The organism is Flagellimonas meridianipacifica (assembly GCF_003001695.1).
Taxonomy (GTDB): domain Bacteria; phylum Bacteroidota; class Bacteroidia; order Flavobacteriales; family Flavobacteriaceae; genus Flagellimonas; species Flagellimonas meridianipacifica.
The window spans coordinates 702,427-726,814 of sequence record NZ_PVYX01000002.1; the positions used below are offsets into that span (position 1 = coordinate 702,427).

A 24,388-nucleotide genomic window follows, 5' to 3' on the forward strand; every position below is an offset into this window, starting at 1 on the left:
AAATTTATGCCATTAATGGTATATCCAAAAATCATTTGGCTTGATTGTTTTTTCTAGATCAGTATACGGGATAAGACTATCCTTATTGTTTTTCACATTGTTTTTCGGTTACATCGCTAAAGCTCAGCAGGATAGTGTTCCTGTCATTGAATTGGATACCGTTGTAATAGAAGCAGCGCGATTGCAAGTTTCCAAAGATGAGCTTCCCGCATCAGTTTCAGTAAAGGAATTTGGCGCCGTACAACAAAATTTACAACAGCTTACGGCAAACGATTACCTACAGGGAATACCAGGGCTTTTTGTGTTGAACAGTAACAATTTTGCACAAGACACCCGAATATCCATCCGAGGATTTGGCGCACGTTCAGCATTTGGGATAAGAGGGGTCAGATTGGTCATCGATGGGATTCCTGAAACCACACCTGATGGGCAAGGACAGGTGGATAACCTTAATTTAGGTCTCATTGAAAGGATTGAGGTGCTACGAGGTGCGTCCTCTTCCTTATACGGAAACGCTTCGGGCGGGGTGATTAATGTTAGTACCAAATCCGACTTTACCCGAGACTTTGTTGAGCTTTCTTCTGCTATTGGAAGCTATAACTTCCAAACGTTCCAAGCCATTGCGGGGATTGGAAACAAAAAATCAAAAACCGTCCTTTTTGCCAATAGAACCACATCTGATGGTTTTCGCGCCAACAGCCGTTTTGAAACCAATCAATTCAATCTTAGGACAAAATGGAAAACCGGAGACAAGACAGGTCTAAACTTCCAACTTAACTATACCGACAGTCCAATAGCTCAGGATGCAGGAGGAATTACACAAGAGGATGTTGATATGGACAGGACCCTGGCAAGGGACAGAAATGTGGATTTTGATACAGGGGAATCTGTTAGACAATTCAAAACGGGGGTTGCGCTACAATGGCGGCCTTCCAAACTGAACGTAAATTCTTTTGTGTATTATTCGTATCGGGATTTTGCCAACAAATTGCCCTTTTCGTTCGGGGGAGCTGTGGATTTGGTTCGTAACTATTGGGGCCATGGTTCAAATGCAAGCTTTGATTTTTTTAAGGACAAAGGACTTTTGACAGCTCAAGTAGGATACGAACTGGCTTCGCAAAATGATAGGAGAACCAGATTTATAAATGATTTGGGTAGTTTAGGTGACGTTACGCTTCAGCAGAATGAAATTTTTCAAAATTTGGGAGCATTTGCTATTCTTCAATCCAAAATAAAGAAATGGATTTTTAGGGGAGGAATTCGTTATGACAACAACATACTAGAGGTGGAAGACACCTTTTTGGAGAACGGAGATGCCTCGGATAGAATTGTATTGAATACCATTAATCCAAGCGTAGGCTTACGTTTTAAGGTAGATAAGAACCAATCTTTGTTTGCGAATTTTGCTACCAGTTTTGAAACTCCGGTTTTGAGCGAGCTTTCTGCCAATCCAAATGATGACGGTGGATTCAATCGGAATTTAAATGAGCAGACATCTACCACCTTTGAAGGCGGGTATACATATTCCAAACCAAAATTTAGATTGGAGACCACTGTTTTTTATATTGAAACGGAAGATGACATTGTCCCTTTTGAACTGGAAGCCTTCCCAGACCGAACGTTTTTTAGAAATGCCGGAAGCGCTGAACGTTTTGGAGTCGAGGTGGCTACGGTCTTTTGGTTGAACAATACCATTCGATTTAATGCTTCATATGCGTGGTCTAGGTTTACCTATAATCGTTTTGAAATTCCTTTAGGAAATTTTAATGGCAACAGACTACCTGGTATTCCTGAACATCTTGCTTTTTTGCAAGGACTGTATCGTTCGCAAAAAGGGTTGGTAATCCGATGGAACATGCAGTATAGGGGAGACTTTTTTGCTAATGACAGCAACGCCGTTACAGAAGCATCCGCAGTTATCTCCAATCTGAGCGTATCCCAAAAATTGAGTTTTGATGGATGGAACTTGAGTCCATACTTTGGTGTTAATAACCTATTTGATACACAGTACAACGACAATGTTCGTTTGAATGCCTTTGGTGGTCGCTTTTTTGAGCCTGCCCCGGGAATAAACGTCTACGGAGGTTTAAGAATATCCCTTTGACCCTATTCTCTTTATGGATGTTTGTGTATTGAAGGCTAGAACTGCTTTAAAAACGTGATTTTGCTGATGAACTGGGTACTCTGTTGTATAGGGTCAAAAATTTCCGTTTGGGTATCGTTAAGTACAATATAAATGAATGATAAGGGCATATATTCCCAACTGAATCTAACGTTCCATCGGCCTTGTTGATCAAAGCTATTGTACTGATAAAAAGTTGAAAGTTGAACTCTGGGATTCAAAGCAAGACGCAAACTTGTTGTATACAGGTCGGTGTTTAAATCTTGAGATAAGATACCTACTCCATTAATATTATTGTGTTCATAATCCGCGTTAAAAGCGACATGAGGTATGGGGGCATAACGCAATCCAGCTATTACCGTGTTTCTTGTACCGTTATAAAAGTTTCCAAAGTCATAGCGAATAGAACCAGAGAACTTCTTTGAACGGTCGGAATTATAACGGACCAGATATCGTGTATAGCTATATCGGCCCTCGTCAATTTCAAGCCCTAAAGGGGCAAAGTCGAAATTGATGTTTTGCCAGGTGGGTGTAAAGGAAGCCTCTAAAAAACTATTATCTTTAAACCAGGTGTAGATTGGGAAAATATAAAGGTTGGACTGTTGGAAGCTTCCGAAGTCCTCAAAATCATGAAAAAGATTAAAAAAGGCTCCTGGATCCCAACGACGAACAAACGGCAACCACTTGGGGCGTAAAATGGGATACCCTCCGGGACTATGTTGCATAACATTCCGTTGACGGACAAAGCCCATATCTGGAGTATAGTCTTCACTCACAAAATTGTTAAAATAGCCAATGTAATAATCGTTTGTGGTAGTGCCTGCAAAAAACCTTCCTGCATATCCATTTTCTTCGGTTTCACTATCTATTGACGTGGATAACAAGTACGAAACGGTAATTTCACTCTTAGGGCGTATAAATCCATCAATAGAAATGGTGGTGTTGTTCTGACTCTCCAAATCAAGACCATTTAAGGCATCATCCCTACGATAGGTTATCATGGCTCCAATATTGTTTTCCTTGCCATAGTTATGTATGTAACGTGCCACTCCAAATGTGGCACCGGGGCTATCATCGGTTTCGCGTTGACGTACGGCTAGTGCGGCAAGCGTACGATTTTCATTTCTGTCCGTATACCGGGCACCGGCATCCAAAGGAGCTGGAGCTGCGTTAAAAGCATTTGAAAGACCTATGGTACGGCTGAAAAAAGGTCGTACAAAAGAGTTGCCGGCACCAGCCCAAATCCCTGAGTTTTCTAAAAAGAACTGTCTTCTCTCTGGAAAAAAGATATTGAACCTTTCCAAGTTGTTTACCGCCTGATCCACATCGGCCTGGGCAAAATCGGTATTGATGGTCAAATCGAGAACGGCGTTGGGGCTTATGGCCCATTTTACATCCCCGCCAACTTTTGGATTATTCAATTTATCAACCAAAACATCGCCTTCCCTATTTTCGTCATATTGGTAAAGTGCATAGGGTTCAATACGAATATTGGCCGAGGGAGGAGGGACTTGTAGACCAGTTAGTTTTGCTGCATAGGTCATTCGATTTTCAGAAAAAGACTGTGGTATAGCCGGAAAGACGGTTTTTTCATAGTCTTTACGCGCCAATCGAAAAAAGGTAATGCCCCATTCTACAGGGACGCCTTCTACGGGTTTATCATATCGTATCGATTTAAAAGGAATAGCAAATTCGGCATAATATCCTTTGTCAGTTCTTTGGGTACGAACCCGCCATAAAGCATTCCAATCTTCATCCCTAATGTTATCATTAAAATTCTGGACGTCCTGCTGATTTCCGTAAGGTGTAGTTTGAAAAGAAACAGCATATTGCTTGGTATTTTGTGCATCGATTTGAACTCCAAAAACATCGTTTTCCAATCCATTGAAATCTCGACTCAAATCCTGCATACGCACGCCCTTTCTACCCATGGAATCCCTTGCAAAAACCCCAAAGTATATGTTTTTGTCATCGAACAGAACGCGTACTTCTGTCGGATTCTTTATAACTCCTCCTTGTACGGGCTCAACACGGAAAAAGCTGGTTATGGGCCGTGCCACATCCCAATCAGATTCATCCAATCGCCCATCTACGGTTATCATACCATTGGCCCTAGAAGCTGTAATAATAACCGGAGTCTCTGGTGGTGGGAAATTATCAACACCTTGCTGCGCTATTCCCAGCCAAGAACTCATAATGAGAATTAAAAAAAGAATCCTTTTCATACTAGTTCGAGGCAAGTATACCTTCCTTTTTCGTTTGGTTGGAAAACAGGAAGCCAACCGCAAAGAGTCCAATTGAAATTAAAAACAAAATCGGTATCACACCAAAGGTGGCAAACGATTTTTGTTCATACTGAAATTTAGGTAAATCGGCATAATCGTTTTGGGAAAAGTCTTGGTTGTTGTACAAGAACGGCAAAAAATGTTCTCTCCATATTCCTGCAAAAGCGATTACCTGCTTTCTAAAACTCTCATAATCTTGGGTAGACGTGCCAGCCATTTGGTTCAAAGATTCTTGAACAATTATGGAAGGTGAAACCCATTTGAAGGAAGCCACCCAGCTTTGCTGTTTTTTTAGTTGATCCTCGTAAGCATTGATAAGTGGTGACAACTCTTCCTTAACCAGTTTTTGGGAGGCCATATACCGATGATAAAACCCACGGAATTGGGTAGAATCATTTATGGCATATTCCGGATGGTCACGAAGGTAATTATCCAATATCTCATCTTGTCTTTCTGCAACTTCAGCCTTGAGTGTGCGCATTTCATTAATCATAATGGTACGTGAAGGCATTGGATAAAGGGTATTCCCCAGTTGATTCAACATGGAAGGTACAAGAAGAACAAACACTACCCAAAGTCCTAAAAGGACGACAGCATTTTTTGATGAACTGCCCACCCAAAGATTGACCAAAAATGTGAGCGCAAACCAAAAGAGCATGTACGTAATAACTAAGGCCAACAATCCAAAAAACAAGGTAACCTGAGAAAAAGGGTTAATACCCACTATGAAAAAAACAAGAGTCAAGGTGAAAATGACGAGTATTGAAAGCCAAAAAAACCGTAACCCCAGTTTTTGTAAAACCCAAGTCTGAATACCAATAGGTTGGGAGGCCAATAGACGAAGTGAACCACTCTCTCTTTCAGCCGAAAGTACATTGTACGAAAATGCGATAATCAGCAGTGGCAATAAATAAATAATGACAAATGCTAGGTCAAAACTCCCAAAAAGTAATTGGACGGGGCTGGTCATTTCTGCAAAGTTGAGTGTGAAATCATCACCTGATACTTTCGGTTTTACATAATGCGTGAACAAATCACCTTGTCCAGTGGCTATGAAAGTCATGGGCTGTGGGTCCATCGCGGCAACTCTTGGGTGATAGTTTCCAACAGCCATAGGTTGCGTCGGTATGGTCCATCGAGATGCACTTACCTGCATACCACGTTCTACAGAATCCAGTAACTTCAACATCATCTCATCGTTTTCTTTCACTTCAAGATGAGCATCGGCTATATCCTTTTTGCGCTTTTCCACCTTTTGCAGACCGTTATATGTTGAAAAACTGAAAAGCAAAAGAAGAACAATGCTTAGCAGTTGTATCCAGCGGCTGCGTAATAGCAGTTTTAGTTCGTATTTGAAATTATATGATAACATGGTTAGATTTTTTTTATTGAGATAGCTAGGAATCCGAAAGATGCTGAAAGCCAAACACCCATAATCCATAGGTTGGAAGAGTTTCTTGAAAGAATGGCATTCAACTCTGGTGGGTCATATTCAAACTTGGGCAAGGTTTTCCAGAATTCGGCATCCGCCTGATATCGCCAGTTACCATATTCCGAATTCTGAGCAAAGTTATCGTTTAGGAACTTTTGCGTGGCAATGCGATATTCTTCAGCGGCATCGGCAAAATCCCAGTGCGTAGCATAATCGGTATGTGCGATGGACATACTTAAAAAGCGAGTAGGCAAATAAGGTGAAATGGCCGCCAAACTTCTGTACACTTTGGATTGTTTCGTGTATTGGTCCTTTAAGTAGTTGTAGTGCTTAAAATAGACTTCGGCTTCGTGCTCTTCCCCTTTTTGCATACGGTAGGCATCGAAATTGAAGGGCAATTGATGAAGACTGTCCACTCCATGTTCCTTTAAAACCTCTTGTTCAAGAAGTTTGGCCTCTTTGCTCCATGGATTATGGCCATCCAATCCCTCCTTCTTGTCTTTTAAGACGTTGGCAGCAAATTCTTGTCGTGTAGGGTAGGGGTGCTTGCTCTCAGCAATGTTACTCGCCGCTTTTGGAGCTGCCAAACAGGTAACAATCCAAACACAAAGTGAAATTACCAAGGATATACCCGATTTTTTGGTCATAGCCGAAATGAGCAGTACTATATTGGTGAAAATCATATAGTAGATTGTAAAAACAAGGAGCATCATAAAAAGTGAACCCCAGTTAAAAACCCCAAAGTCTTTTAAGCTGCTCAAAAGGATACCTGCAAACAAGAACAATAGTAAGGTAATAGTGAATATGGGTAAGAAAAGAGCTGTCCATTTGCCCAACATCCATTTCCAATTGGAGATTCCCTGACTCTTCAAAAGGGTTAAAGTTCCCATCTCACGTTCTTTGGTAAAGCTATTATAGCCTAATAAAACGATGAGAAGTGGTATGATAAATAAAAGGATAAAATCCGGGGTTAAGTCCCCAAACCGGGCGAGTCCCGTCTGATCAGTGGCTGCACTGAACTGAGCCTCATTGCGCTTATGTGCCTCAAGAAAAATGGAAGTTCCGGCATATTTGTCCACCCCCTGATCTACCAAGGACAAAGGATACTTTGGTTTAAAGGCATAGGTGCCGTAATGTGCCGCGGAATGTGGATTCTTTTCGCCCTGATTATCCCATAATCCACGTTCTGTTGCAGTAGCGGATTCATATTGCTCATTCACATTTTGATACTGCCTAGCGCTTATCCAAACCGCTATTCCCAGTAATAGAACAACTATAAAGAAGGCTATCCTAACACGGCCCTCTCTCATCAATTCCTTGGTTTCTTTTAGAAAAGTGTTGAAAATCATAATACCAATTCTTTGTATTCCATAGTGTTGAGATAGGCCTTTTCCAACTCTTGAAGTGTGATGTCTGCGGCCACCAATTCCTGTTTTAATTGACCACCATTCATAATGCCAATATGTGTCGCTACTTCTTTAGCTCGAAATAGGTCGTGGGTGGCCATTAAAGTAGCCACTCCTTTGGTACGAAGTTTCTGTAACAACAAACCAAATTCATTACTTGCCTTGGGGTCTAGTCCGGATGTAGGTTCATCCAAGAGCAGCACTTTGGCATCTTTTGCCAAAGCGATCGCAATTCCCACTTTTTGGCGCATCCCTTTTGAGAAACTTGAGATTCGTTTTTCAAAGGCATCAGATTGTAATCCAGACTCTTCAAGAAAATCAACAAGTTGTGATTTGGATAATTTTTTGCCTGCTATTCCAGAGAAATAATCAAGATTCTCAATGGCCGTAAGGTTGGGATACAACATCAGGTTTTCAGGAATGTATGCCAAGAACCTTTTGGTAGCCTTTATGTTTTCGTGTACGTTCAATTGATTGATAAAGGCACTACCGGAACTAGGTTCGATAAAGCCCAAAAGCAAATTAATGGTTGTCGTTTTCCTGCTCCGTTTGCCCCTAAAAGGCAATAAATCTCGCCTGATTTTATATTAAGGTTCAGTTTGTGCAGTGCGGTCTGCTCACCGTATTTTTTTGACAGGTCGTTAGTTATAATCATTGGTTTGCGATTAAAATGAAAGGGTATTTGCCAACATTTCACAACTCTATGCAAAAGGCGTGAAAAGTAATATCTGTAAATTCAAAAGGAAGAATTCCTATTCCTCAACCAAAAAGGGGATTCAATCTATGGATCAATATGGAATGAATTGTCTTGAAAATTAGGTTCTTTTGGTTATGAAATGTGAATTAGGAACAAAAAGAGGGCGGCGGCCTTGAAAACAAATCTGTTTTTGGAGAATCCATAAAGACTGGGAAATCAAGAGTAATGATTTTACTCTTATGCCAAGCAAATGTAAATTCCTTTGGAACATAATCTACTGAAATGGTTAGACTATCCGCTTGTTGGGAAAATAGAGTAAGAAAACAAAGTTCACATTGATTCTGGTGTTCTTCCGCGTCGTCGTGATGATGCTCGTAAACATGAAAAGAAGTTGCCTTTATCAGCAGTAAACCAATAAAAGCCACTACGCTAATATGTTTAATAACAACTTTCAAGTCTCACAAATCTAGAGGATTTGTACTGGGTTTGTATGTTAAGGATATTATAATTTTCATGGAATAGGCGGAATGTAAAAAATACTTCTTCTGTTTATAACAATTGGTTTTTTAAGCATGCCCGGCAACAGGTAATCTTCAATATCTCACCAGGCATTTCTTAATTTGGATTAATGCCCAACAACGATTTCGACAATAAGTTTGGGCACTATGAAAACTATCTCGGTAAAAAAAGGACAGATCCTGCAGCGTCAGGGGGACAGGGACACTAAGGTATTCGTTGTTCGAAAAGGCTTGCTTCGTTGTTATTCCATGATGTAATCGCATCCATGAACAAAGAACGTGGATGGGTTGCTCGTTCAAGGGAACAGTTTGAGGAAATGGTCAATGATGAAAAAAGTGCCATGGTTATTGGAAACCCAGCGGAGGTTGCTGCCAAAATTGTTCGACATGATAAAACCCTAGGCGGAATTTCCAGATTTAATTTTCAGATGGATGTGGGCATGTCACATGAAGCTATGAAAAGTGCTATTCAGATGATTGGCCAAAAGGTTGTTCCAGAAATCCTAAGGATTAAGAGTAATCATTAATGCTTCTTAGATAGGCCTAAAATCAATTTCTCGTAAAATAAAGTTTACCAGATAGAAGGCTTAGGTAAGACAGAAACACTTATTTCCTTTATCTTACCAAAACTTAAACTATTTCAAGAAATCCTAAACCTATTAAAATGAAAACAAAAACTATTCTATTGATTCTTGTCGCTATTGCGATACTTTCAGGTTTTCAACAAAATAAGACTTCTAATGCTTCAGAGATTGAAAAGGAAATGGTCAAAGTGACCATAATGTATCCCAATGAAGAAGGAAAAACTTTTGATATGGAGTATTATTCCACAAAACACATGCCTTTGCTAGACAGTTTATTTGGTGACGCTCTGAAGGAAATACATATAGATAAGGGAATTTCTGGAAGAACTCCAAATGATCCTCCACCTTACTTAGCCATTGGTTATCTGTATTTCGACTCAGTTGAGGATTATGGGAATGCTTTTGGGCCAAATGCAGAAAAAATCCTGGGTGACATTCCAAACTACACCAATATACAGCCCGTTGTGCTTATTAGTGAAGTAATTCAGTAATAGCTTCATCTTATTTCTTCAATCTGGGTTGTTTTTTAAACCATTAAAAACAATCGGGAGTATTTTTATTTCCTCTGTATAGTGGGAAAAAGTGTTTGCTTAAAAATGTATTGATCCAAAATGGTCATTCATGAATGGAGAAGCACTATTTGTTAATTCCCAGTATTCCATCTTTCCATTGCGCAGTATGTTTACAGTGTAATCAGCAATTACTCTAGTTCATCAAATCTTCGTTAACAATGTCAGCGGTAATATTTGAGCTCCAAATATGTGTTCTTTACCTAACACAACTGACTGATGAAGATTTACGTTACTCCAAGGGGTTTTGAGGTTGAGCTCCTTGGTTGTAACGGTTTTCGGTTTCTAAGATAATTTGTGACTTAATCTACATTTTGTTTAAAAAAGAGCTGTTCCCCAATACGGCTCTTTTTTATGTATACTTTTCTTCTGAAATTTCTATTTAGCTAAATCCATGCAATCTACTTGTTAACAACAGGTTGAAAACCAACTGTAAGTTTTTGGGTAAAAAACCTACTTTTGTAGTAACAACTTATACACGGAGAACTTGGTTATGTCAGAACAAATAGAAAGATTAAAAACGTTGATAATTGGTTCCGGTCCAGCAGGCTATACTGCTGCGATATATGCTGCTAGAGCAGATTTAAAACCTGTTATGTATACTGGTATGGAGCCCGGGGGACAGCTAACCACTACTACTGAAGTGGATAACTTTCCTGGATATCCTGAAGGAATAGATGGCCCTACCATGATGGTACAGCTACAGCAACAGGCTGAAAGGTTTGGTACCGAGGTGAGAATAGGTATGGTTACTGAAGTTGATTTTAGTGATGAGCCTGGGGGCATTCATAGGGTTACTGTAGACAATTCAAAAGTAATAGAGGCAGAAACGGTGATTATTTCTACTGGAGCTTCTGCTAAATATTTAAACCTTCCCAGCGAGCAAAGGCTCAGGGGTGGAGGAGTGTCCGCTTGTGCAGTATGTGATGGTTTCTTTTATAAAGGTCAAGAGGTGGCTATAGTGGGTGGTGGAGACACCGCTGCTGAAGAGGCTTCCTACTTAGCCAATATCTGTAAAAAGGTTACCATGTTGGTCAGAAAAGACCATATGCGAGCCTCCAAAGCCATGCAGCACCGAGTGAATAGTCTGGAAAACATTGAAATCCGATACAATACCGAGGTTGACGAAGTCATTGGTGACCAAGTGGTAGAGGGACTTCGAATGGTGAACAACCAAACAGGGGAGAAGGAAGAGATTTCAATTACGGGCCTTTTCATTGCCATTGGGCACAAACCCAATACGGATATTTTTAAAGGACAGTTAGAGATGGACGATACGGGGTATGTAATTACCCAAGGAAAGTCTACAAAGACCAGTAAACCTGGTGTTTTTGCTAGTGGTGATGTCCAGGACAAGGAATATAGACAGGCTATTACTGCAGCGGGAACAGGTTGTATGGCCGCTCTTGATGCAGAACGTTATTTAGCTTTGGTCGATTCCAAGGAGGCAGTGGCTTCTTGAGGTATTTAGATTAAGAATAAAAAAAGGCACCTTATAGGTGCCTTTTTTGTTGCAGTTTTTTGATTGGTTTTTCAGTCAATCCGCTTATAGTTTTCGGACGATGTCCTATTGCCTTCTTCATCCAAAGTAATTTGGCTAAATGTATCTTCTTTTAAAATCAGTTCGAAAGTAAAACTTCGCATGGTATCTAACGCCTTCATCATATCATTATCGCCATATTCAATGGTTTCAATAAGTTCGTCTTCCGTAATTCTATATGAACCGTAACCAAATCTTCCATTTGGGTTGTCAGGCACGTATCGCGTCCACATAATTTTACCCCTGGAGTACATTTTAACTTGGCGATATCCGTCAGCTTTGGGAATGGTGTCGCTTATATCTTGACCATCAAAGCTATAAAAGCTTTCTAATTCCCAAGTACCCTCAAGAGTGTGAAGAGCTTCGGGTTTGGGAGATGCCCATTTTGTTGCGGAAACCAAAAAAAGCATCAGCAGAACTAATCCTAGTATTTTCTTCATGGCAGCGTTTTATATTTATTGGTGATATTTCAGCAATAAGATACAACAATTTTTGTTAAATGTTTAATAAACAATAAACTATGTTGATAATATGGAAAAAAGACCCAGAAAACTTCTGGGCCTTTTGGCATGGTTTGGTTTTTTTAGTTGACTAACTCTTAAATTCCATGCTCAGGAAACTACGCTAAAAAGACTTTTTAATATTTGTGTACACTTCCGGATACTGATTTCTTTTTCTCGACACTGGCCTCACCGGTATACGAAATATCAGCACCACTGCTTGCATCTGCGACCAAAGATTCGGATACATTCACTGAAATATCTGAACCGCTACTAGCTTCTGCATTGCATTTTTTTACTTCCAAATCCCTGGCCCTAATATCTGCACCGCTACTAGCGTCTACATACAACATATCGGCTTTTCCAGATAACTTGATGTCTGCCCCGCTACTCGCATCGGCTTCAACCTCTGAAGCATTGAGTTCCACGTGAAGATCTGAACCACTGCTGGCATCCAGTTCCAATTTATCTGCCTGTATAACGTTTTGCACAATTAAATCCGCTCCGCTTGAACTGCGTAAACCTTCAATTTCAGGTAGGGTTACATATATTTTTTTGGTTGCTCTTCCGATATTTTCCGTAGTATGAATTCGTAGTTTACCATCTCTGATATCCGTGGCAATAAGGTCTATTACATTCTCGTCCGCTTCAATCGAAATACTGAAATCCCTATCCTGGGTTACAAAAACGTCCAAGCCCTCAGCAGCTGAAACTACTGTAAAGTCTTCAGATATGTTTCGGGTCTCTTCAACAACTACTCCGTTACCTTTTTTTCCGTTGCCAAAGTTGATGTCAAAATTGCAGGACGAGGCCAAAAGGGCCATAAGTACTGCGATTGCGATTTTTGCTAGTGTTGTCATGATTGTTGATTTAAATGATTGATCAAATTTGTTTAATTCTTATGTGTTTATCTATTTGTTTTTACTGAGTTGTAATAAAAGGGGCCTCAATTGTCGTTTTTATCACCGGCTTTTATTCGTACCCCGTCTTCGTCAATTTTCATCTTAAATGAATCTGAACCGTCTTTGAGGTTGATGTCTACTCCATCCTCACCTATGATAATTTTCCCGCCTTCTTCGTCTTCTGTGTCATAATCCTTTCTTTCCGGGCAGTCCTGGCATTTTAACTCACCGTCTTCTCCCATAACCCAGTAATACTCCACAAGGTCATTTCTGTAGAAATCTCGGTCTCTCTTTATCCCTCTTCCAATGTGCCCAACAGTGGATTCGTCAAGTTGTACCACCTTTCCTTCGGGAATGTATATAGTGGTAGTAACTTCTTGATCTCTTGCTTTGTTAGAGAGGTCTGTGGTTAGGTGGTCGTCCAAAACTACTTCGCCTTGATTTAAAGCATATCCATAATTGATGTTCTTTGCTCTTTCCCTGGCCTTAATGGTGCTGCTTCCGTGGGAGTCCTTTCTAATATTGATCTTGACACTGTTGTCATCGGATTTACGAATCTTGAAGCGCACATCGTCAGAAATCAGAAAACGCTTATCGTTTTCATCAAAACCAAATCTCATCCTTCCAAAATGTACATCCCCAAGGTCGTAGTATCCATCGGAATCATTCATTCTAATGGTCAGGGTGTCCGTGGGACTATCCATAACCAGTTCTTCGGTAATGTTCACGCTTCCCACGTTTGCAAATTCAGCCGCTTGACGCACGCCCAAGGCAAACAGGATGCCAATTGAAATCAACCAAAGTCCAAGTAAAGAGAACTTGGCAATATTGCCAATGGACTTTAGATTGGTTACCAAAATCTTCAACCCCAGATACAAGAGGAAGAAGAATGGAATACCGATGGCCAAAAAGACCAGGAAGGATATTAACCATACTGGAGCGCCTGATGTGCCCACTATTTCATAGAAATCAATCCCGGGAACGTTCACCGCGTCAAAGATGCCCACCGTAAAAAGTGCTATGAACAATCCAATTAAAGTTGATGCACCGATGATGATTAGTAGCACACCGATAAACTTGCCAAACACCTTGAACAAGAACATGATTATATCACCAATGGTGTCGAAAAAGGTCTTGGAGCCGCTTTTGACCTTGTTGCCCACTTGCTCGTAGTCAACGTTTTTTACTTTGTCTGCAACATCATCAAACCCCTCTTTAACTTTGCGTTCTATATTGCTGATGTTGATGGGCTCTCCCGTCATGTCCAATTTTTGCGAGGTAGTGGCGGCCTCTGGGACCAATATCCATAATAATATGTAGGCAATTAATCCGAAACCGGTGAAAACGGCCAACAGGATGAAAATCAATCGTATCCAAAGTGCATCTATGCCTAAATAATACTCCAATCCTGCGCAGACACCGCCAATGTATTTTTGGTCAATATCGCGATATAGTTTTTTGGTTTTTCGGGTTGTGGGTTCTTTTTTTCTAGGCTGGTCTTCAAAGATATCCTCATCAACCATGTAATCTTCAGGCTGCCCCATTACAGCAATTACGGCGTCTACCTCTTTGTTGGTGATTACCTGCCTTTCATTTTCCATTTTCTCCAAGAAAAGCTCGGCAACCCTTGCCTCAATATCGGCAATGATTTCATCGCTCCCAGCAGTTCCGGCAAAGGAACGTTTTATGGACTCCAAATAACGCCTCAACTTGTTGTAAGCGTCGTCGTCTATATGGAAGAGCGTGTTCGCTAAATTTATATTTACTGTTTTGTTCATTTTTGATATTATTTTGTGTTGGTTACCAGATTTACTGCATTTCTTAGTTCATCCCAGGTACCGTTGAGTTCGTTTAAGAACAAATGTCCCGTTTCCGTGAGTGCATAATACTTTCGAGGAGGTCCGGATGTGGACTCTTCCCAGCGATAATTGAGTAGACCTGCATTCTTAAGTCTCGTTAGCAAAGGATAGATGGTGCCTTCAACTACTAGCATCTTGGCATCCTTCAATGCCCCTAAAATCTCTGAAGCATATTTGTCATTATCCTTTAGTATCGAAAGAATACAGTACTCTAGAACCCCTTTTCGCATTTGCGCTTTTGTGTTTTCTATGTTCATATCGTCATGGTTCTATTTTGTTAACTGTTCGTTTTTTGATTGATGATTCAATTCGTTTTTGATTGATGATGATTTGATTGATGATTCGTTTTTTGATTGATGATTAAACTCCTTTTTTTGATTGATGTATTATTGTGATTGATGATTATAACTTAGTTCCCGTTTTAGCTTCCAGTTACCTTCGTCAAGTATCCAGATATGGGTGAATTTTGCAATATCTCCCTTTTGGTATTCCTTGTTTTCGTTTAAGAATTCAAAACTGTGCACTCCGTGCTGAATGGCTCCGTATAATGTCCCATTCTTCCGCAAAGGATAAACCTCAAGACTACCTTCTACTAAATATCGTTTGGCAGGTTGGGGGGCTTTATCTTTCCAATTGTCACAACCAGAAGCTATTGGTTGAATAAAAGCGTCCTTTCCATCGGTTATTCCAACTTTGTCGTGATAGAACTCGAAGTCGTTTGCAAAAAGCGAGTTCAAAACTTCAATTTCACATGTGTTGAACGCTGCATTGAACAACAGACTATCCTTTTTCTTTAAGGTTTGATACAACTCTGAACTTGTAGCTACCTGTGAAAACCCTACTAGGCTAAAAGCCATACATAAGATTGCTATGAACCATTTCTTAACCATTACTTTATAAATTTTATGGTTAAGGGATACTTAAACGTCTGCCCCTCATTGGTTCTAATAGTGGCCAAAATGGTGTATACCACGTTGATGATCACCAAAGCCACATGCAAGAGCCCGGTAATTCCCGCAGGCCAGAACAAACGTCCAAATCTAAAGTCATCACTGCTAATATGAATGTTTAGATTGTTAAGGTCACTAAGTCGATGGATTCCCAAGAAATTCCAATCGAACAGGTCCGGTAAAAAACCAATAAAGAAAGGAATGGTAATCAAGCTTACCACAACAGAATACAAAAACATACTGATTTGAAAATTCAGGGCTTGTTTTCCGTTGTAATCCACAAATTCATACTCTTTCTTATTGGCCGTCCATAAGATGAGCGGCAAAATGAAATTCCCAAAGGGGATAAAGTACTTGGAAAAAGTGGAGGCATGTATAATTGCCGACAAATTCCTTTCATGTTTGGTTAATGTAGTTGCCATTTTTTGATTGATGATTTTAACAGTTATATGGGTTTACCCATTAGCTTACGATGCAAATATATATCCAAAAGATGGTACTATGCAAAACAAAGTACTATAAATTAACATATTATTAACATTTATAATTAGAATTATTTTGCCTATTTTTCAACTCAAAACAAATACGTTATGGCTGCTTCCCCTAGTAAATTCAATACATTCACTTTTTTTAAGCTACCATCTGCTTGGTGGTGCGGGGTTCGCCTTAAATATATCGATGAGAAAAAGGCAGTCACTACAGTGAAGCATAAATGGGTTAATCAGAATCCCTTTAAAAGTATGTTTTGGGCGGTACAAGGCATGGCAGCGGAGCTAAGTACAGGAGCCATGGTCATTGACCAGATTCAACAAAGTGGACGTAAAATATCTATGTTGGTACAGAACAACAATGCCTATTTTGGTAAAAAGGCCACAGGACGAATTACCTTTACGTGTGAGGATGGACATTTGATTGCCGATGCCATTGCAAAAACGATTGAAACAGGGGAGGGGCAAAAGTTTTGGATGAAATCTGTTGGTGTGAATCAAGATGGTGTTGAGGTTTCTACCTTTAATTTTGAATGGACCATTCGTTTAAAAAAATAGGTGTTATGTGACCTTTTGATAAGAAATGTGTCAAAAAAACAAAAGAAAATAGGGGTTCCGGATAAGAAAAAGCGAGAAACCCTAAATTTTTAGTAATTTCAGCTTTAACTATACACTAATTAGAAATTAAACACCAAATGGGAAAATTCGAAATTAAAACAGGAAGCTCAGGTAAAACCATGTTCAACCTTAAGGCGGGCAATGGGCAGGTAATACTGACCAGTCAAAGCTACGAAAGCAAGGATGGATGTAAAAATGGTATTGAGTCTGTGAAAAAGAATTCTCAGGACGATGCACGTTTTGAGCGTAAAACGGCAAAAGATGGAAGCCCCTTCTTTACCCTAACAGCTACCAATGGACAAATCATTGGAAAGAGTGAAATGTACTCTTCTACAGACGCCATGGAAAATGGAATAGCCTCTGTAAAGAAAAATGCACCTGATGCTGATGTAGTGGATAATTCATAAGAGTTAATCCATATTTCAATTTATAAAAGAACAGTCCAACGGGCTGTTTTTTTATTTTTAGACTTCCTTTTAAAGAAGGTACTGTAACAAAATGTAAAAGTGACTCACCAATATATCGAATCTTAAAAATCAAAAAATGAACGCACACGAAATAGACTATGAAATTTATGGGGAAGAAATGCAATACGTTGAGATTGAACTCGACCCCCAGGAAGCTGTAGTGGCAGAGGCCGGCAGCTTTATGATGATGGATACCGACATTAAAATGGACACCATTTTTGGAGATGGGTCAGGACAAGATTCCGGAGTATTGGGCAAATTGTTCTCAGCTGGGAAACGCCTATTAACAGGAGAAAGTCTGTTTATGACCGCCTTTTTGAATGTGGGTGGCGGTAAGAAACAAGTCAGTTTCGCTTCGCCCTATCCTGGGAAAATAGTCCCAATAGATTTATCAGAACTAGGCGGTAAGTTCATTTGCCAAAAAGATGCTTTCCTATGCGCGGCCAAAGGTGTTTCGGTGGGAATAGAATTCTCTAGAAAACTGGGACGTGGTTTGTTTGGGGGAGAAGGCTTCATCATGCAAAAATTGGAAGGCGATGGTCTGGCTTTCGTGCATGCAGGGGGTGCTTTGGCCAAAAAAGAACTAGGACCTGGAGAAGTCTTGAAAGTAGACACCGGCTGTATTGTAGGTTTTGACCAGAGTGTGAATTATGATATAGAATTTGTGGGAGGCATCAAGAACACCATTTTTGGTGGTGAAGGCTTGTTTTTCGCTACGTTAAGAGGTCCAGGAACCGTTTATGTGCAGTCCTTACCATTTAGTAGATTGGCGGGAAGAGTACTAGCTGCAGTTCCAAGAGGTGGAAAAGATAAAGGAGAAGGCAGTATTTTGGGTGGCCTTGGAGACATGGTTATGGGAGACAGAGGCTTCTAGTCATTTTTTCAAAATATACTGAATTACCTAAGGTTTTAAAGAGCTCTTTTGCTATGTTCGCTTCATGAACTTTAAAGAGCTCTTCGATTTTTTACATCAGTTACAACAGAACAATTCCAAAGAATGGATGGATGCCAATAGAAAATGGTATACGTCCCTTCGCAAGGATTTCATAGCTTGGTTGGACGATTTGGATTATACCATGGCCAAATTGGATGAAGAGTATTATCCTACGCCTGGTAAAAAAGGGATAAACCGCATCAATAACAACCTTATGTTCCATCCCAATAAACCAGTTTACAAAGACCATTTTGGTGCAGGGTTGGACAAAGCTCCAAATTCAGCTGATTTTTACATTGAGGTAGGGGTAAAGCAATGTTTATTGGCTGGAGGATTTTGGAGACCTGAGCCCAAAACCCTAAGAAGTATTCGCGAGGGAATTGATTATAATGGAGAAGAGCTGCAAGCCATTTTGGATAAACCAAAGTTCAAAAGGTTTTTTGGCGAATTGTATGAAGATGAGAGGCTAAAAAAGCCTCCAAAAGGTTTCACTAAGGACCATCCCCATATTGAACTTTTAAAAAACAAAACCTTTGCTGTTGTGCATGAATTGGATAAGGAGGATGTTCTTAAGCCCAATTTCAAGGAAAAAATGAAAGAAGTTTATCTGGAAATGCTCCCTTTTCGAAGGTATTTGAATCAGGCGGTCTTTTTATGATTTTCAAAAAGCAGTATTATCAACCAGCCATGAATGATAGAAGCACGAATAATCTATCAAGTAGTTCTTCAGGGTCTCTGTTGTTTTCCAACATTCAAAAATATGTGCACTTAAATACCGATGAGGAGGAATTGGTTTGGAGTTTTTTCAAAACTGTCAATTACGCTAAGAAAGCTGTGTTTTTGCAACAAGGTGATGCATGTAGAAAATTCTATTTTGTGGAAAAAGGTAGTGTGAGAGCCTTTCATACCAACATTGAGGGTAAGGAGTCTACTGTAATGTTTGCAGTGGAAGATTGGTGGATTACGGATATGGGCGCTTTTTTAAATGAAAAATCGGCAAGCATTTCTATGGAAACCTTGGATGATTGTTTGCTTTTTGAGCTTGATTCACTATCCATGAAAAAGCTGCTTGAGGTAATCCCAAAATTGGAGAAGTACTTTAGAATTCTGTTCCAAAGAGCCTACATTAGAGAGCAACAAAGGGCTTTAGACGCTATTTCGATACCATTGGAAAAAAGATATCTGGATTTTCTGGAGAAATACCCCAAAATCGTCAAAATGGTGACCCAAAAACAAATAGCTTCTTATCTGGGGGTGACCCCGGAATTTTTGAGCACCATTAAGAATAGAATCCCGTCTTAAACTATCTTAAGCTTTTACCGGGAACAAATTCGTTCCTTTGGAAAAACAAAAGCAATGATGCTAATTATGATTGCCGGTCCCTATAGAAGTGGAACGGGAAATGACCCGAAGTTGATACAGCAAAATATGGAGAAACTGGAAGCCATGGCGCTACCTATCTTTCGCAAAGGACATGTGCCGATGATTGGAGAATGGGTTGCCAACCCATTGATAAAACTAGCGGGCTCAAAGCAAGTTGGCGATGCCATTTTTAAGGAACTGCAATATCCAACTGCACATAGGTTGCTTACAAAGTGCGATGGCATTCTTCGAATTGAGGGTGCATCCAAGGGTGCCGACCAAGATGTTGAATTGGCAAAGAAACTGGGTTTAAAGGTGTATTATAGCTTGGATGAAATACCTGAGGCAAATGGGTAAAGTACGTAATATTCGAAAGGAGTTGCTTTCGGACAACTGGTATTCTTTGAACAAAGTGACTTTTGAATACCAAAGACAAGATGGCGAATGGGAAACCCAAATTCGCGAAGCCTATGATAGAGGTAATGGGGCGGTAATTCTTCTTTACAATATTAAAAAAAAGACGGTCGTGCTAACAAGACAATTTCGGATGCCAACCTACCTAAATGGAAATATGGACGGAATGATGATTGAAGCCTGTGCGGGAATTTTGGAGAAAGGCAATGCGGAAGAAACCATTAAAATGGAGGTAGAGGAAGAAACAGGTTACAAAATCGAAAACGTTAAAAAAGTATTTGAATCGTACATGTCACCAGGCTCAGTGACGGAAATCCTCTACTTTTTTATTGGAGAATATGAAGACCATATGAAAGTCAGCGAAGGAGGGGGAGCAGCAGATGAAACCGAAAATATTGAGGTTCTGGAACTTCCTTTCGCAGAAGCATGGCAAATGATGACTTCCAATGAAATCCGAGATGCGAAGACCATTATGTTACTTCAATTCGCAAAACTGAATGGAATTTTTTCGTAATCCAACATTCTCTTAGGCAAAGTTTGGCCAAAAATGTATCATTTTTTTGTAACAATTCTATCACAAAAATAAAACAAATACGTGTAAAATATTGATAGTCAGCTGTTTGATTTGGAATTGGATTTTTTCTCTTTTAGACTAACCTCAAAATAGGATGTAAGCTGGTAAAGTGCTCATCGAACAAAATCTATGTAGATAGTCGTCAAGGGTTTGATGATTATCCAACAGATACCGAACTGGGTATCGTTGCGATCTAGTTGTCGTGCTTTTTAAGTTGTTTTGTTTGATGGAACTGGGAATTTTTCCGGTTCCATCTTTTTTGTGGGTACCTTGCAATACGGATGAAAGATATGAGCATAAAAAAAGTTGGATTGGGCGGAGGGTGCCATTGGTGCACGGAAGCTGTTTTTTCATCTTTAAAAGATGTCATTCAGGTGGAACAGGGTTTTATCAGTTCTGTAGAAGAATCCGAATTCTCAGAAGCTGTTATTGTACATTTTAATGAAGCTAGAATCTCTTTGAAGGACCTTATTGAGATTCATCTGTATACCCATAAGAGTACTTCAAATCACTCCATGAGAAACAAATACCGCTCTGCGATTTATGTTTTTAATCTGGAGGATTTTGAAAAATCAAACTTTATTTTGGATGAGCTTAAGAAGGAATTCGAAGAAGATTTGGTGACCCAAGTTGTACATTTTAAATCATTCAAACCGTCAGAAAAACAATTCAAGGACTATTATTATAGCGATTCCGAAAAACCTTTCTGTACCACCTACATCGTTCCTAAACTATCCCTTTTGATGAGAAAGTATGGCAAGTTGACGAACATCAAAAAAGTAGAAGCTAGTATCGCTCCCAAAGCGACATCAAAATGAGTTCAATTTCTTCCCTGACTTTTGAACTGGGCACTCTGAAATGGTTATTCATGCTGCTGAAAATGAGAATTTTGCCTGATTTTGTCTTAAGGTAGCCACTTAAATTATAGGTATTTCCCATACCGCCAGACTTGGCAAAAATATATCTTGGTTTTTGCAGCTCCTCCCAAGTTTCGATAGTTCCATCTCTATTCCAGGAGGGAAAGAGGGCAAAGAGTTTTTCGGAGGGTAGCTCTTCATACAATTTCTTCAATACATGGACCATCGATTCTGGCGTGAATAGATTGTACCGCGATAAGCCTGAACCATCTACCCATCGAGGTTGGTTTTTCAAATCGCTAAGTTCATTTTCCAGAATATGGGTAATTGTCTTTTTGGAGCTTAACGTGTCTGACAAGGTTGAGGAACACATCAAAAGTAATTGTTCTGCCAAAAAATTATCACTAACGTACATCATTCGCTTTGCAATGGAGTCCGTTTCAATGCCTTCCAGAATTTGTGGCTCACTGTTGGGGAATACCTTTGATATGGAAACATCTTGTTTCAATACATCCTCCAGCATTTTCTTGGTAAAGATTGGAGCGGTTATAAAAGGAATAGTGAGGGTGTCATTATTATTTTGATTTATATAAAACGTATTGGAGAATTCTTCTCTGCCAACCGGGTTGTTTTTTACATAAACACTATCATTTAAAATACTGGGGTAGATTCTTTTTTCGTTTTCAGGATAGGCGGTAAGCACGTTCCCATAAAGCGGAAAATCATTAATTTCAGGAGAGAAGTAGGTGTCGTAATCCTCCCAAGCCCAGCCGGGACCAAATCTGGGTATTTCGTTTTGGGGAAGCGAAAGAGAAATACCTTGCTGCTTTTTTAGAAAAAAAACTCCAAGGCTGTCATTAAAATAAGGATGAAGCGAGGCGGGATATCCAGTACCTTTTATATAGGTAGTATCATTTCTAAATACATATTTAAGCGCTGGTGCCTTTTTGGACAACATTTTCTTGGCGGCAAAGAGTGTAAAAATTTTCACATTGCTTGCAGGTATAAAATATTTATCACCGTTTGTGCTATGCAATACTTTTCCAGAGTTTGCATCTATAACTACTAGCCCATGAAACGAGGTCTCAAAGGGCTCTTTTGTGGACACTGAAGAAAATTTCGATAAAGGGGAAGAAGAACATCCTGCTAAAAACAAAATCAAACAAAAAATGCTGATAAACAGTGATTTATATAGGTATCTATAATGAGACGAATTCAACTTTTGTTTAATGTTTAACACGAATTTATTCAATTTTTAACTGTGTTGTTTTCTTAAAAAGTGGCTTTTTTCTTAATTTTAGCAAACAACCATTTAATTAAATAAGCTATTTTCTATGCCCAGAGCTATGTTAGATTACACCAAAACTGTCCTTCAGAAGGTGAGTTTTGATGCGAAACTCTTTGCAAAAGAATTGAAAAAAGCGGTTTCAAGGCTATTGCCAAATGAAATTGAAGAATTAAAAATCTGGTTACAGCATTTTATACTGGACAAACCAGAATTACAACCCACTTTACTACTTATAAAACACAACTAAAGGAGCCGCATTAGCGGCTTTTTTAGTTTTAGACTTGGAGTTAGGCACTTGCCAAGGGGCTAATTATTTTCACATCTTGAAAACGAATAGCTCCACGTACAATACTCGAAATAACATCCCGCAGGGCTTCGGTTATTTGAATTTTTAGCTCGCTTTTATGGTAGATTAAACTGATTTCTCGTGCAGGGTTGGGCTTGTCAAATTGCTTAAGCTTTTCCCTTTTTGAAGAATCCAGTTCCAAGGTGTTCAAATAGGGTAATAGGGTCATTCCCATACCTTCTTCCGCCAGGCTTACCAGTGTTTCAAAACTGCCACTTTCAATCTGGAATCGCTCTTCTTTCAGATTTTTTGGGGTCTTGCAAAGATTGATTACTCCATCCCTAAAACAATGCCCATCCTGTAATAAAAGAATATCGGAAACATCTAAATCCTCGGTGGTTAGCGATGTTTTCTTGGAAAGTCTATGGTTTTCAGGAACGTAGCCTACAAAAGGCTCATAGTACAATGGTCGTTCTTTAATGAACTCAATTTCAAGCGGGGTTGCGGCTATTCCTGCATCCAAATGTCCATCCAGAATATTCCGTATCAATGTATTTGTGGATTGTTCCTTAATAATAAGATTAACCTTGGGATACTTTTTTATGAACGTATTGAGAAACATAGGAAGTAGGGTGGGCATAACTGTAGGAATAATGCCCAAGGTGTAATCTCCCCCTATAAATCCTTTGTCTTGGTCAACAATATCCTTAATACGCTCTGCCTCAGCTACAATGTTTTTCGCTTGATCTATTATTTTTTGTCCTACATCTGTAATGGAAATAGGTTTTTTGCTTCGGTCAAAAATGAGAATATCCAATTCGTCCTCTAGTTTTTGAACCTGCATGCTCAAAGTAGGTTGGGTAACAAAACTCTTTTCGGCAGCCAAGGTGAAGTTTCTATGTTCAGCTACAGCCAATACATATTGTAATTGGGTTATCGTCATGTATTATAAGATTTAAGTATAAAAATAGAAAAAACCATTGATTTCACTTATGATTAAACAAAAAAATAATTGAGAAAGTTTCGATGGTTTTATGACCGAAAGAATCTCGTCCTTGCTTGGTTGATTTCTACCTGTCAATATGAGTTTAGTATTACTTCAAAAAAGAGTTTTGATACAAAGCAAAAGGGTACGCCAATGGCATACCCTTTTTAAAAGGATTCTTAAATGAGAACTCTAAAATCGAATATTGAATTCTAAGTCTTCCTGTGCTACCTCAAATTTTGCGTCAACAAAGTTGGGTGGGCCTAAACTCATCTCATTACCGGACATACCATAACTTTCTGAGGGCATACCGTTTTCTTGGTAGTCCATTCTACGGTTTTCATTTGTATCATGTAACGCCATGATAGCGTAAGTTCCTGGTGTAACATTTTTAAAAGTGAGTGAGACTTTTCCATCCTCAATGCTGCTTTCTAGATTTTGGATGCCTGGTCCTTTCATAAAAGTGTCTTCCGTATGAAGAGTTGCCATCACCTTGCCGTTGTCATTGAGAACATTGTCAATGGTTATGGTAATGTTTACGCCATCGGTTTCTTGAGCGTGACCAATCAATTGAACAAGAAAGAATGCGAGTGCTAAAGCTAAAGATTTCATGATATGTTGTTTTTGTTGTTAATGATGCTCCAAAGATTCTTCTATTATGGGAGGATACAAATCAAGAATGACCGAGTTGTGGTTTTTACCGACTGAATTGTAATCAAAAAAGACATCTTCAATTCAGTCGTCCAATTTT

The 24,388-nt window shown here is 39.4% G+C and carries 27 protein-coding genes; 13 read left to right on the forward strand and 14 right to left on the reverse strand.

What is annotated here, in order from left to right; translation table 11 throughout:
• Nucleotides 1–40: 40 nt before the first annotated feature.
• Entirely contained in the window at nucleotides 41–2,104 is a 2,064-nt protein-coding gene (locus CLV81_RS13185) for a TonB-dependent receptor family protein (protein ID WP_106145572.1), read from the forward strand.
• A 35-nt stretch (nucleotides 2,105–2,139) separates the two neighbouring features.
• Here CLV81_RS13185 and CLV81_RS13190 read toward each other — a convergent pair whose 3' ends face one another.
• The 5 genes from CLV81_RS13190 to CLV81_RS13210 form a co-directional block, all read right to left on the reverse strand.
• Nucleotides 2,140–4,317, reverse strand: a complete 2,178-nt coding sequence (locus tag CLV81_RS13190) for a DUF5916 domain-containing protein (protein ID WP_245912016.1) — start codon at nucleotides 4,315–4,317, stop codon at nucleotides 2,140–2,142.
• A gap of 31 nt (nucleotides 4,318–4,348) precedes the next feature.
• Nucleotides 4,349–5,779 carry a DUF3526 domain-containing protein gene (locus CLV81_RS13195; RefSeq protein WP_106147545.1) on the reverse strand — a complete coding sequence of 477 codons (1,431 nt, stop codon included), beginning with the start codon at nucleotides 5,777–5,779 and terminating at the stop codon, nucleotides 4,349–4,351.
• A 2-nt stretch (nucleotides 5,780–5,781) separates the two neighbouring features.
• Nucleotides 5,782–7,188, reverse strand: a complete 1,407-nt coding sequence (locus CLV81_RS13200; protein WP_106145574.1) for an ABC transporter permease — start codon at nucleotides 7,186–7,188, stop codon at nucleotides 5,782–5,784.
• Nucleotides 7,185–7,760, reverse strand: a complete 576-nt coding sequence (locus tag CLV81_RS13205) for an ATP-binding cassette domain-containing protein (protein ID WP_313790288.1) — start codon at nucleotides 7,758–7,760, stop codon at nucleotides 7,185–7,187. The genes CLV81_RS13200 and CLV81_RS13205 overlap by 4 nt, the downstream gene beginning before the upstream one ends.
• Before the next feature lie 328 nt (nucleotides 7,761–8,088).
• Entirely contained in the window at nucleotides 8,089–8,397 is a 309-nt protein-coding gene (locus CLV81_RS13210) for a hypothetical protein (RefSeq protein WP_106145575.1), read from the reverse strand.
• A gap of 329 nt (nucleotides 8,398–8,726) precedes the next feature.
• Here CLV81_RS13210 and CLV81_RS13215 point away from each other — a divergent pair, with 329 nt between their 5' ends.
• The 3 genes from CLV81_RS13215 to trxB all read left to right on the forward strand — a co-directional run bounded on the left by CLV81_RS13215 (nucleotide 8,727) and on the right by trxB (nucleotide 11,075).
• A complete protein-coding gene (locus CLV81_RS13215) occupies nucleotides 8,727–8,987 on the forward strand; it encodes a hypothetical protein (protein ID WP_106145576.1) in 261 nt (86 codons plus the stop codon).
• 137 nt (nucleotides 8,988–9,124) lie between these two features.
• Nucleotides 9,125–9,535 (forward strand): EthD family reductase, encoded by a 411-nt coding sequence (locus CLV81_RS13220; RefSeq protein WP_211298012.1) that lies wholly within the window; start codon nucleotides 9,125–9,127, stop codon nucleotides 9,533–9,535.
• Nucleotides 9,536–10,106: 571 nt separating this feature from the next.
• On the forward strand, nucleotides 10,107–11,075 hold the full coding sequence (gene trxB, locus CLV81_RS13225) for a thioredoxin-disulfide reductase (RefSeq protein WP_106145577.1): 969 nt from the start codon (nucleotides 10,107–10,109) through the stop codon (nucleotides 11,073–11,075).
• 71 nt (nucleotides 11,076–11,146) lie between these two features.
• Here trxB and CLV81_RS13230 read toward each other — a convergent pair whose 3' ends face one another.
• The 6 genes from CLV81_RS13230 to CLV81_RS13255 form a co-directional block, all read right to left on the reverse strand.
• Nucleotides 11,147–11,593, reverse strand: coding sequence for a hypothetical protein (locus CLV81_RS13230; RefSeq protein ID WP_106145578.1), 447 nt, complete (start codon nucleotides 11,591–11,593; stop codon nucleotides 11,147–11,149).
• Nucleotides 11,594–11,790: 197 nt separating this feature from the next.
• Nucleotides 11,791–12,513: a head GIN domain-containing protein gene (locus tag CLV81_RS13235; protein WP_106145579.1), complete on the reverse strand. Its 723-nt coding sequence runs from the start codon at nucleotides 12,511–12,513 to the stop codon at nucleotides 11,791–11,793.
• 86 nt (nucleotides 12,514–12,599) lie between these two features.
• Entirely contained in the window at nucleotides 12,600–14,333 is a 1,734-nt protein-coding gene (locus tag CLV81_RS13240; RefSeq protein WP_106145580.1) for a PspC domain-containing protein, read from the reverse strand.
• A gap of 8 nt (nucleotides 14,334–14,341) precedes the next feature.
• A complete protein-coding gene (locus CLV81_RS13245) occupies nucleotides 14,342–14,671 on the reverse strand; it encodes a PadR family transcriptional regulator (RefSeq protein ID WP_106145581.1) in 330 nt (109 codons plus the stop codon).
• Nucleotides 14,672–14,800: 129 nt separating this feature from the next.
• The gene (locus CLV81_RS13250; RefSeq protein WP_158259126.1) at nucleotides 14,801–15,271 is read right to left on the reverse strand and encodes a nuclear transport factor 2 family protein; all 471 of its coding nucleotides are present in this window, start codon (nucleotides 15,269–15,271) and stop codon (nucleotides 14,801–14,803) included.
• Nucleotides 15,272–15,303: 32 nt separating this feature from the next.
• The gene (locus tag CLV81_RS13255) at nucleotides 15,304–15,786 is read right to left on the reverse strand and encodes a DUF4870 domain-containing protein (RefSeq protein ID WP_106145583.1); all 483 of its coding nucleotides are present in this window, start codon (nucleotides 15,784–15,786) and stop codon (nucleotides 15,304–15,306) included.
• Between the two features lie 168 nt (nucleotides 15,787–15,954).
• Here CLV81_RS13255 and CLV81_RS13260 point away from each other — a divergent pair, with 168 nt between their 5' ends.
• The 8 genes from CLV81_RS13260 to CLV81_RS13295 all read left to right on the forward strand — a co-directional run bounded on the left by CLV81_RS13260 (nucleotide 15,955) and on the right by CLV81_RS13295 (nucleotide 21,039).
• Complete coding sequence (locus tag CLV81_RS13260) at nucleotides 15,955–16,410, forward strand: DUF4442 domain-containing protein (protein ID WP_106145584.1); 456 nt, start codon at nucleotides 15,955–15,957, stop codon at nucleotides 16,408–16,410.
• 137 nt (nucleotides 16,411–16,547) lie between these two features.
• Nucleotides 16,548–16,877 carry a YegP family protein gene (locus CLV81_RS13265; protein WP_106145585.1) on the forward strand — a complete coding sequence of 110 codons (330 nt, stop codon included), beginning with the start codon at nucleotides 16,548–16,550 and terminating at the stop codon, nucleotides 16,875–16,877.
• Between the two features lie 136 nt (nucleotides 16,878–17,013).
• On the forward strand, nucleotides 17,014–17,811 hold the full coding sequence (locus CLV81_RS13270; RefSeq protein WP_106145586.1) for a TIGR00266 family protein: 798 nt from the start codon (nucleotides 17,014–17,016) through the stop codon (nucleotides 17,809–17,811).
• 64 nt (nucleotides 17,812–17,875) lie between these two features.
• The gene (locus tag CLV81_RS13275; RefSeq protein ID WP_106145587.1) at nucleotides 17,876–18,529 is read left to right on the forward strand and encodes a DUF2461 domain-containing protein; all 654 of its coding nucleotides are present in this window, start codon (nucleotides 17,876–17,878) and stop codon (nucleotides 18,527–18,529) included.
• Entirely contained in the window at nucleotides 18,526–19,173 is a 648-nt protein-coding gene (locus CLV81_RS13280) for a Crp/Fnr family transcriptional regulator (RefSeq protein ID WP_106145588.1), read from the forward strand. Before CLV81_RS13275 ends, CLV81_RS13280 begins: the two co-directional genes overlap by 4 nt.
• 54 nt (nucleotides 19,174–19,227) lie before the next feature.
• On the forward strand, nucleotides 19,228–19,590 hold the full coding sequence (locus CLV81_RS13285; RefSeq protein WP_245912017.1) for a DUF4406 domain-containing protein: 363 nt from the start codon (nucleotides 19,228–19,230) through the stop codon (nucleotides 19,588–19,590).
• A complete protein-coding gene (locus CLV81_RS13290; protein WP_245912018.1) occupies nucleotides 19,583–20,161 on the forward strand; it encodes an NUDIX domain-containing protein in 579 nt (192 codons plus the stop codon). The genes CLV81_RS13285 and CLV81_RS13290 overlap by 8 nt, the downstream gene beginning before the upstream one ends.
• A gap of 350 nt (nucleotides 20,162–20,511) precedes the next feature.
• Nucleotides 20,512–21,039 carry a peptide-methionine (S)-S-oxide reductase gene (locus CLV81_RS13295; protein ID WP_106147549.1) on the forward strand — a complete coding sequence of 176 codons (528 nt, stop codon included), beginning with the start codon at nucleotides 20,512–20,514 and terminating at the stop codon, nucleotides 21,037–21,039.
• Here CLV81_RS13295 and CLV81_RS13300 read toward each other — a convergent pair.
• A complete protein-coding gene (locus CLV81_RS13300) occupies nucleotides 21,008–22,186 on the reverse strand; it encodes a D-alanyl-D-alanine carboxypeptidase (RefSeq protein ID WP_245912019.1) in 1,179 nt (392 codons plus the stop codon). The genes CLV81_RS13295 and CLV81_RS13300 overlap by 32 nt on opposite strands.
• Before the next feature lie 226 nt (nucleotides 22,187–22,412).
• Here CLV81_RS13300 and CLV81_RS13305 point away from each other — a divergent pair, with 226 nt between their 5' ends.
• Nucleotides 22,413–22,613 carry a hypothetical protein gene (locus tag CLV81_RS13305; RefSeq protein ID WP_106145591.1) on the forward strand — a complete coding sequence of 67 codons (201 nt, stop codon included), beginning with the start codon at nucleotides 22,413–22,415 and terminating at the stop codon, nucleotides 22,611–22,613.
• Between the two features lie 40 nt (nucleotides 22,614–22,653).
• Here CLV81_RS13305 and CLV81_RS13310 read toward each other — a convergent pair whose 3' ends face one another.
• Together CLV81_RS13310 and CLV81_RS13315 are read right to left on the reverse strand one after the other, a co-directional pair.
• On the reverse strand, nucleotides 22,654–23,595 hold the full coding sequence (locus tag CLV81_RS13310; protein ID WP_106145592.1) for a LysR substrate-binding domain-containing protein: 942 nt from the start codon (nucleotides 23,593–23,595) through the stop codon (nucleotides 22,654–22,656).
• Nucleotides 23,596–23,829: 234 nt separating this feature from the next.
• Nucleotides 23,830–24,249, reverse strand: a complete 420-nt coding sequence (locus tag CLV81_RS13315) for a DUF2141 domain-containing protein (protein ID WP_106145593.1) — start codon at nucleotides 24,247–24,249, stop codon at nucleotides 23,830–23,832.
• Between the last annotated feature and the right edge of the window lie 139 nt (nucleotides 24,250–24,388).

Coding starts and splice junctions, on each gene's coding strand:
- CLV81_RS13190 (WP_245912016.1), bottom strand. CDS start 4,317: ATGAGTTCTTGGCTGGGAATAGCGCAGCAAGGTGTTGATAATTTCCCA.
- CLV81_RS13195 (WP_106147545.1), bottom strand. CDS start 5,779: ATGTTATCATATAATTTCAAATACGAACTAAAACTGCTATTACGCAGC.
- CLV81_RS13200 (WP_106145574.1), bottom strand. CDS start 7,188: ATGATTTTCAACACTTTTCTAAAAGAAACCAAGGAATTGATGAGAGAG.
- CLV81_RS13215 (WP_106145576.1), top strand. CDS start 8,727: ATGAACAAAGAACGTGGATGGGTTGCTCGTTCAAGGGAACAGTTTGAG.
- CLV81_RS13220 (WP_211298012.1), top strand. CDS start 9,125: ATGAAAACAAAAACTATTCTATTGATTCTTGTCGCTATTGCGATACTT.
- trxB (WP_106145577.1), top strand. CDS start 10,107: ATGTCAGAACAAATAGAAAGATTAAAAACGTTGATAATTGGTTCCGGT.
- CLV81_RS13230 (WP_106145578.1), bottom strand. CDS start 11,593: ATGAAGAAAATACTAGGATTAGTTCTGCTGATGCTTTTTTTGGTTTCC.
- CLV81_RS13235 (WP_106145579.1), bottom strand. CDS start 12,513: ATGACAACACTAGCAAAAATCGCAATCGCAGTACTTATGGCCCTTTTG.
- CLV81_RS13240 (WP_106145580.1), bottom strand. CDS start 14,333: ATGAACAAAACAGTAAATATAAATTTAGCGAACACGCTCTTCCATATA.
- CLV81_RS13245 (WP_106145581.1), bottom strand. CDS start 14,671: ATGAACATAGAAAACACAAAAGCGCAAATGCGAAAAGGGGTTCTAGAG.
- CLV81_RS13250 (WP_158259126.1), bottom strand. CDS start 15,271: ATGGCTTTTAGCCTAGTAGGGTTTTCACAGGTAGCTACAAGTTCAGAG.
- CLV81_RS13255 (WP_106145583.1), bottom strand. CDS start 15,786: ATGGCAACTACATTAACCAAACATGAAAGGAATTTGTCGGCAATTATA.
- CLV81_RS13260 (WP_106145584.1), top strand. CDS start 15,955: ATGGCTGCTTCCCCTAGTAAATTCAATACATTCACTTTTTTTAAGCTA.
- CLV81_RS13265 (WP_106145585.1), top strand. CDS start 16,548: ATGGGAAAATTCGAAATTAAAACAGGAAGCTCAGGTAAAACCATGTTC.
- CLV81_RS13270 (WP_106145586.1), top strand. CDS start 17,014: ATGAACGCACACGAAATAGACTATGAAATTTATGGGGAAGAAATGCAA.
- CLV81_RS13275 (WP_106145587.1), top strand. CDS start 17,876: ATGAACTTTAAAGAGCTCTTCGATTTTTTACATCAGTTACAACAGAAC.
- CLV81_RS13280 (WP_106145588.1), top strand. CDS start 18,526: ATGATTTTCAAAAAGCAGTATTATCAACCAGCCATGAATGATAGAAGC.
- CLV81_RS13285 (WP_245912017.1), top strand. CDS start 19,228: ATGATGCTAATTATGATTGCCGGTCCCTATAGAAGTGGAACGGGAAAT.
- CLV81_RS13290 (WP_245912018.1), top strand. CDS start 19,583: ATGGGTAAAGTACGTAATATTCGAAAGGAGTTGCTTTCGGACAACTGG.
- CLV81_RS13295 (WP_106147549.1), top strand. CDS start 20,512: ATGAGCATAAAAAAAGTTGGATTGGGCGGAGGGTGCCATTGGTGCACG.
- CLV81_RS13305 (WP_106145591.1), top strand. CDS start 22,413: ATGCCCAGAGCTATGTTAGATTACACCAAAACTGTCCTTCAGAAGGTG.
- CLV81_RS13310 (WP_106145592.1), bottom strand. CDS start 23,595: ATGACGATAACCCAATTACAATATGTATTGGCTGTAGCTGAACATAGA.
- CLV81_RS13315 (WP_106145593.1), bottom strand. CDS start 24,249: ATGAAATCTTTAGCTTTAGCACTCGCATTCTTTCTTGTTCAATTGATT.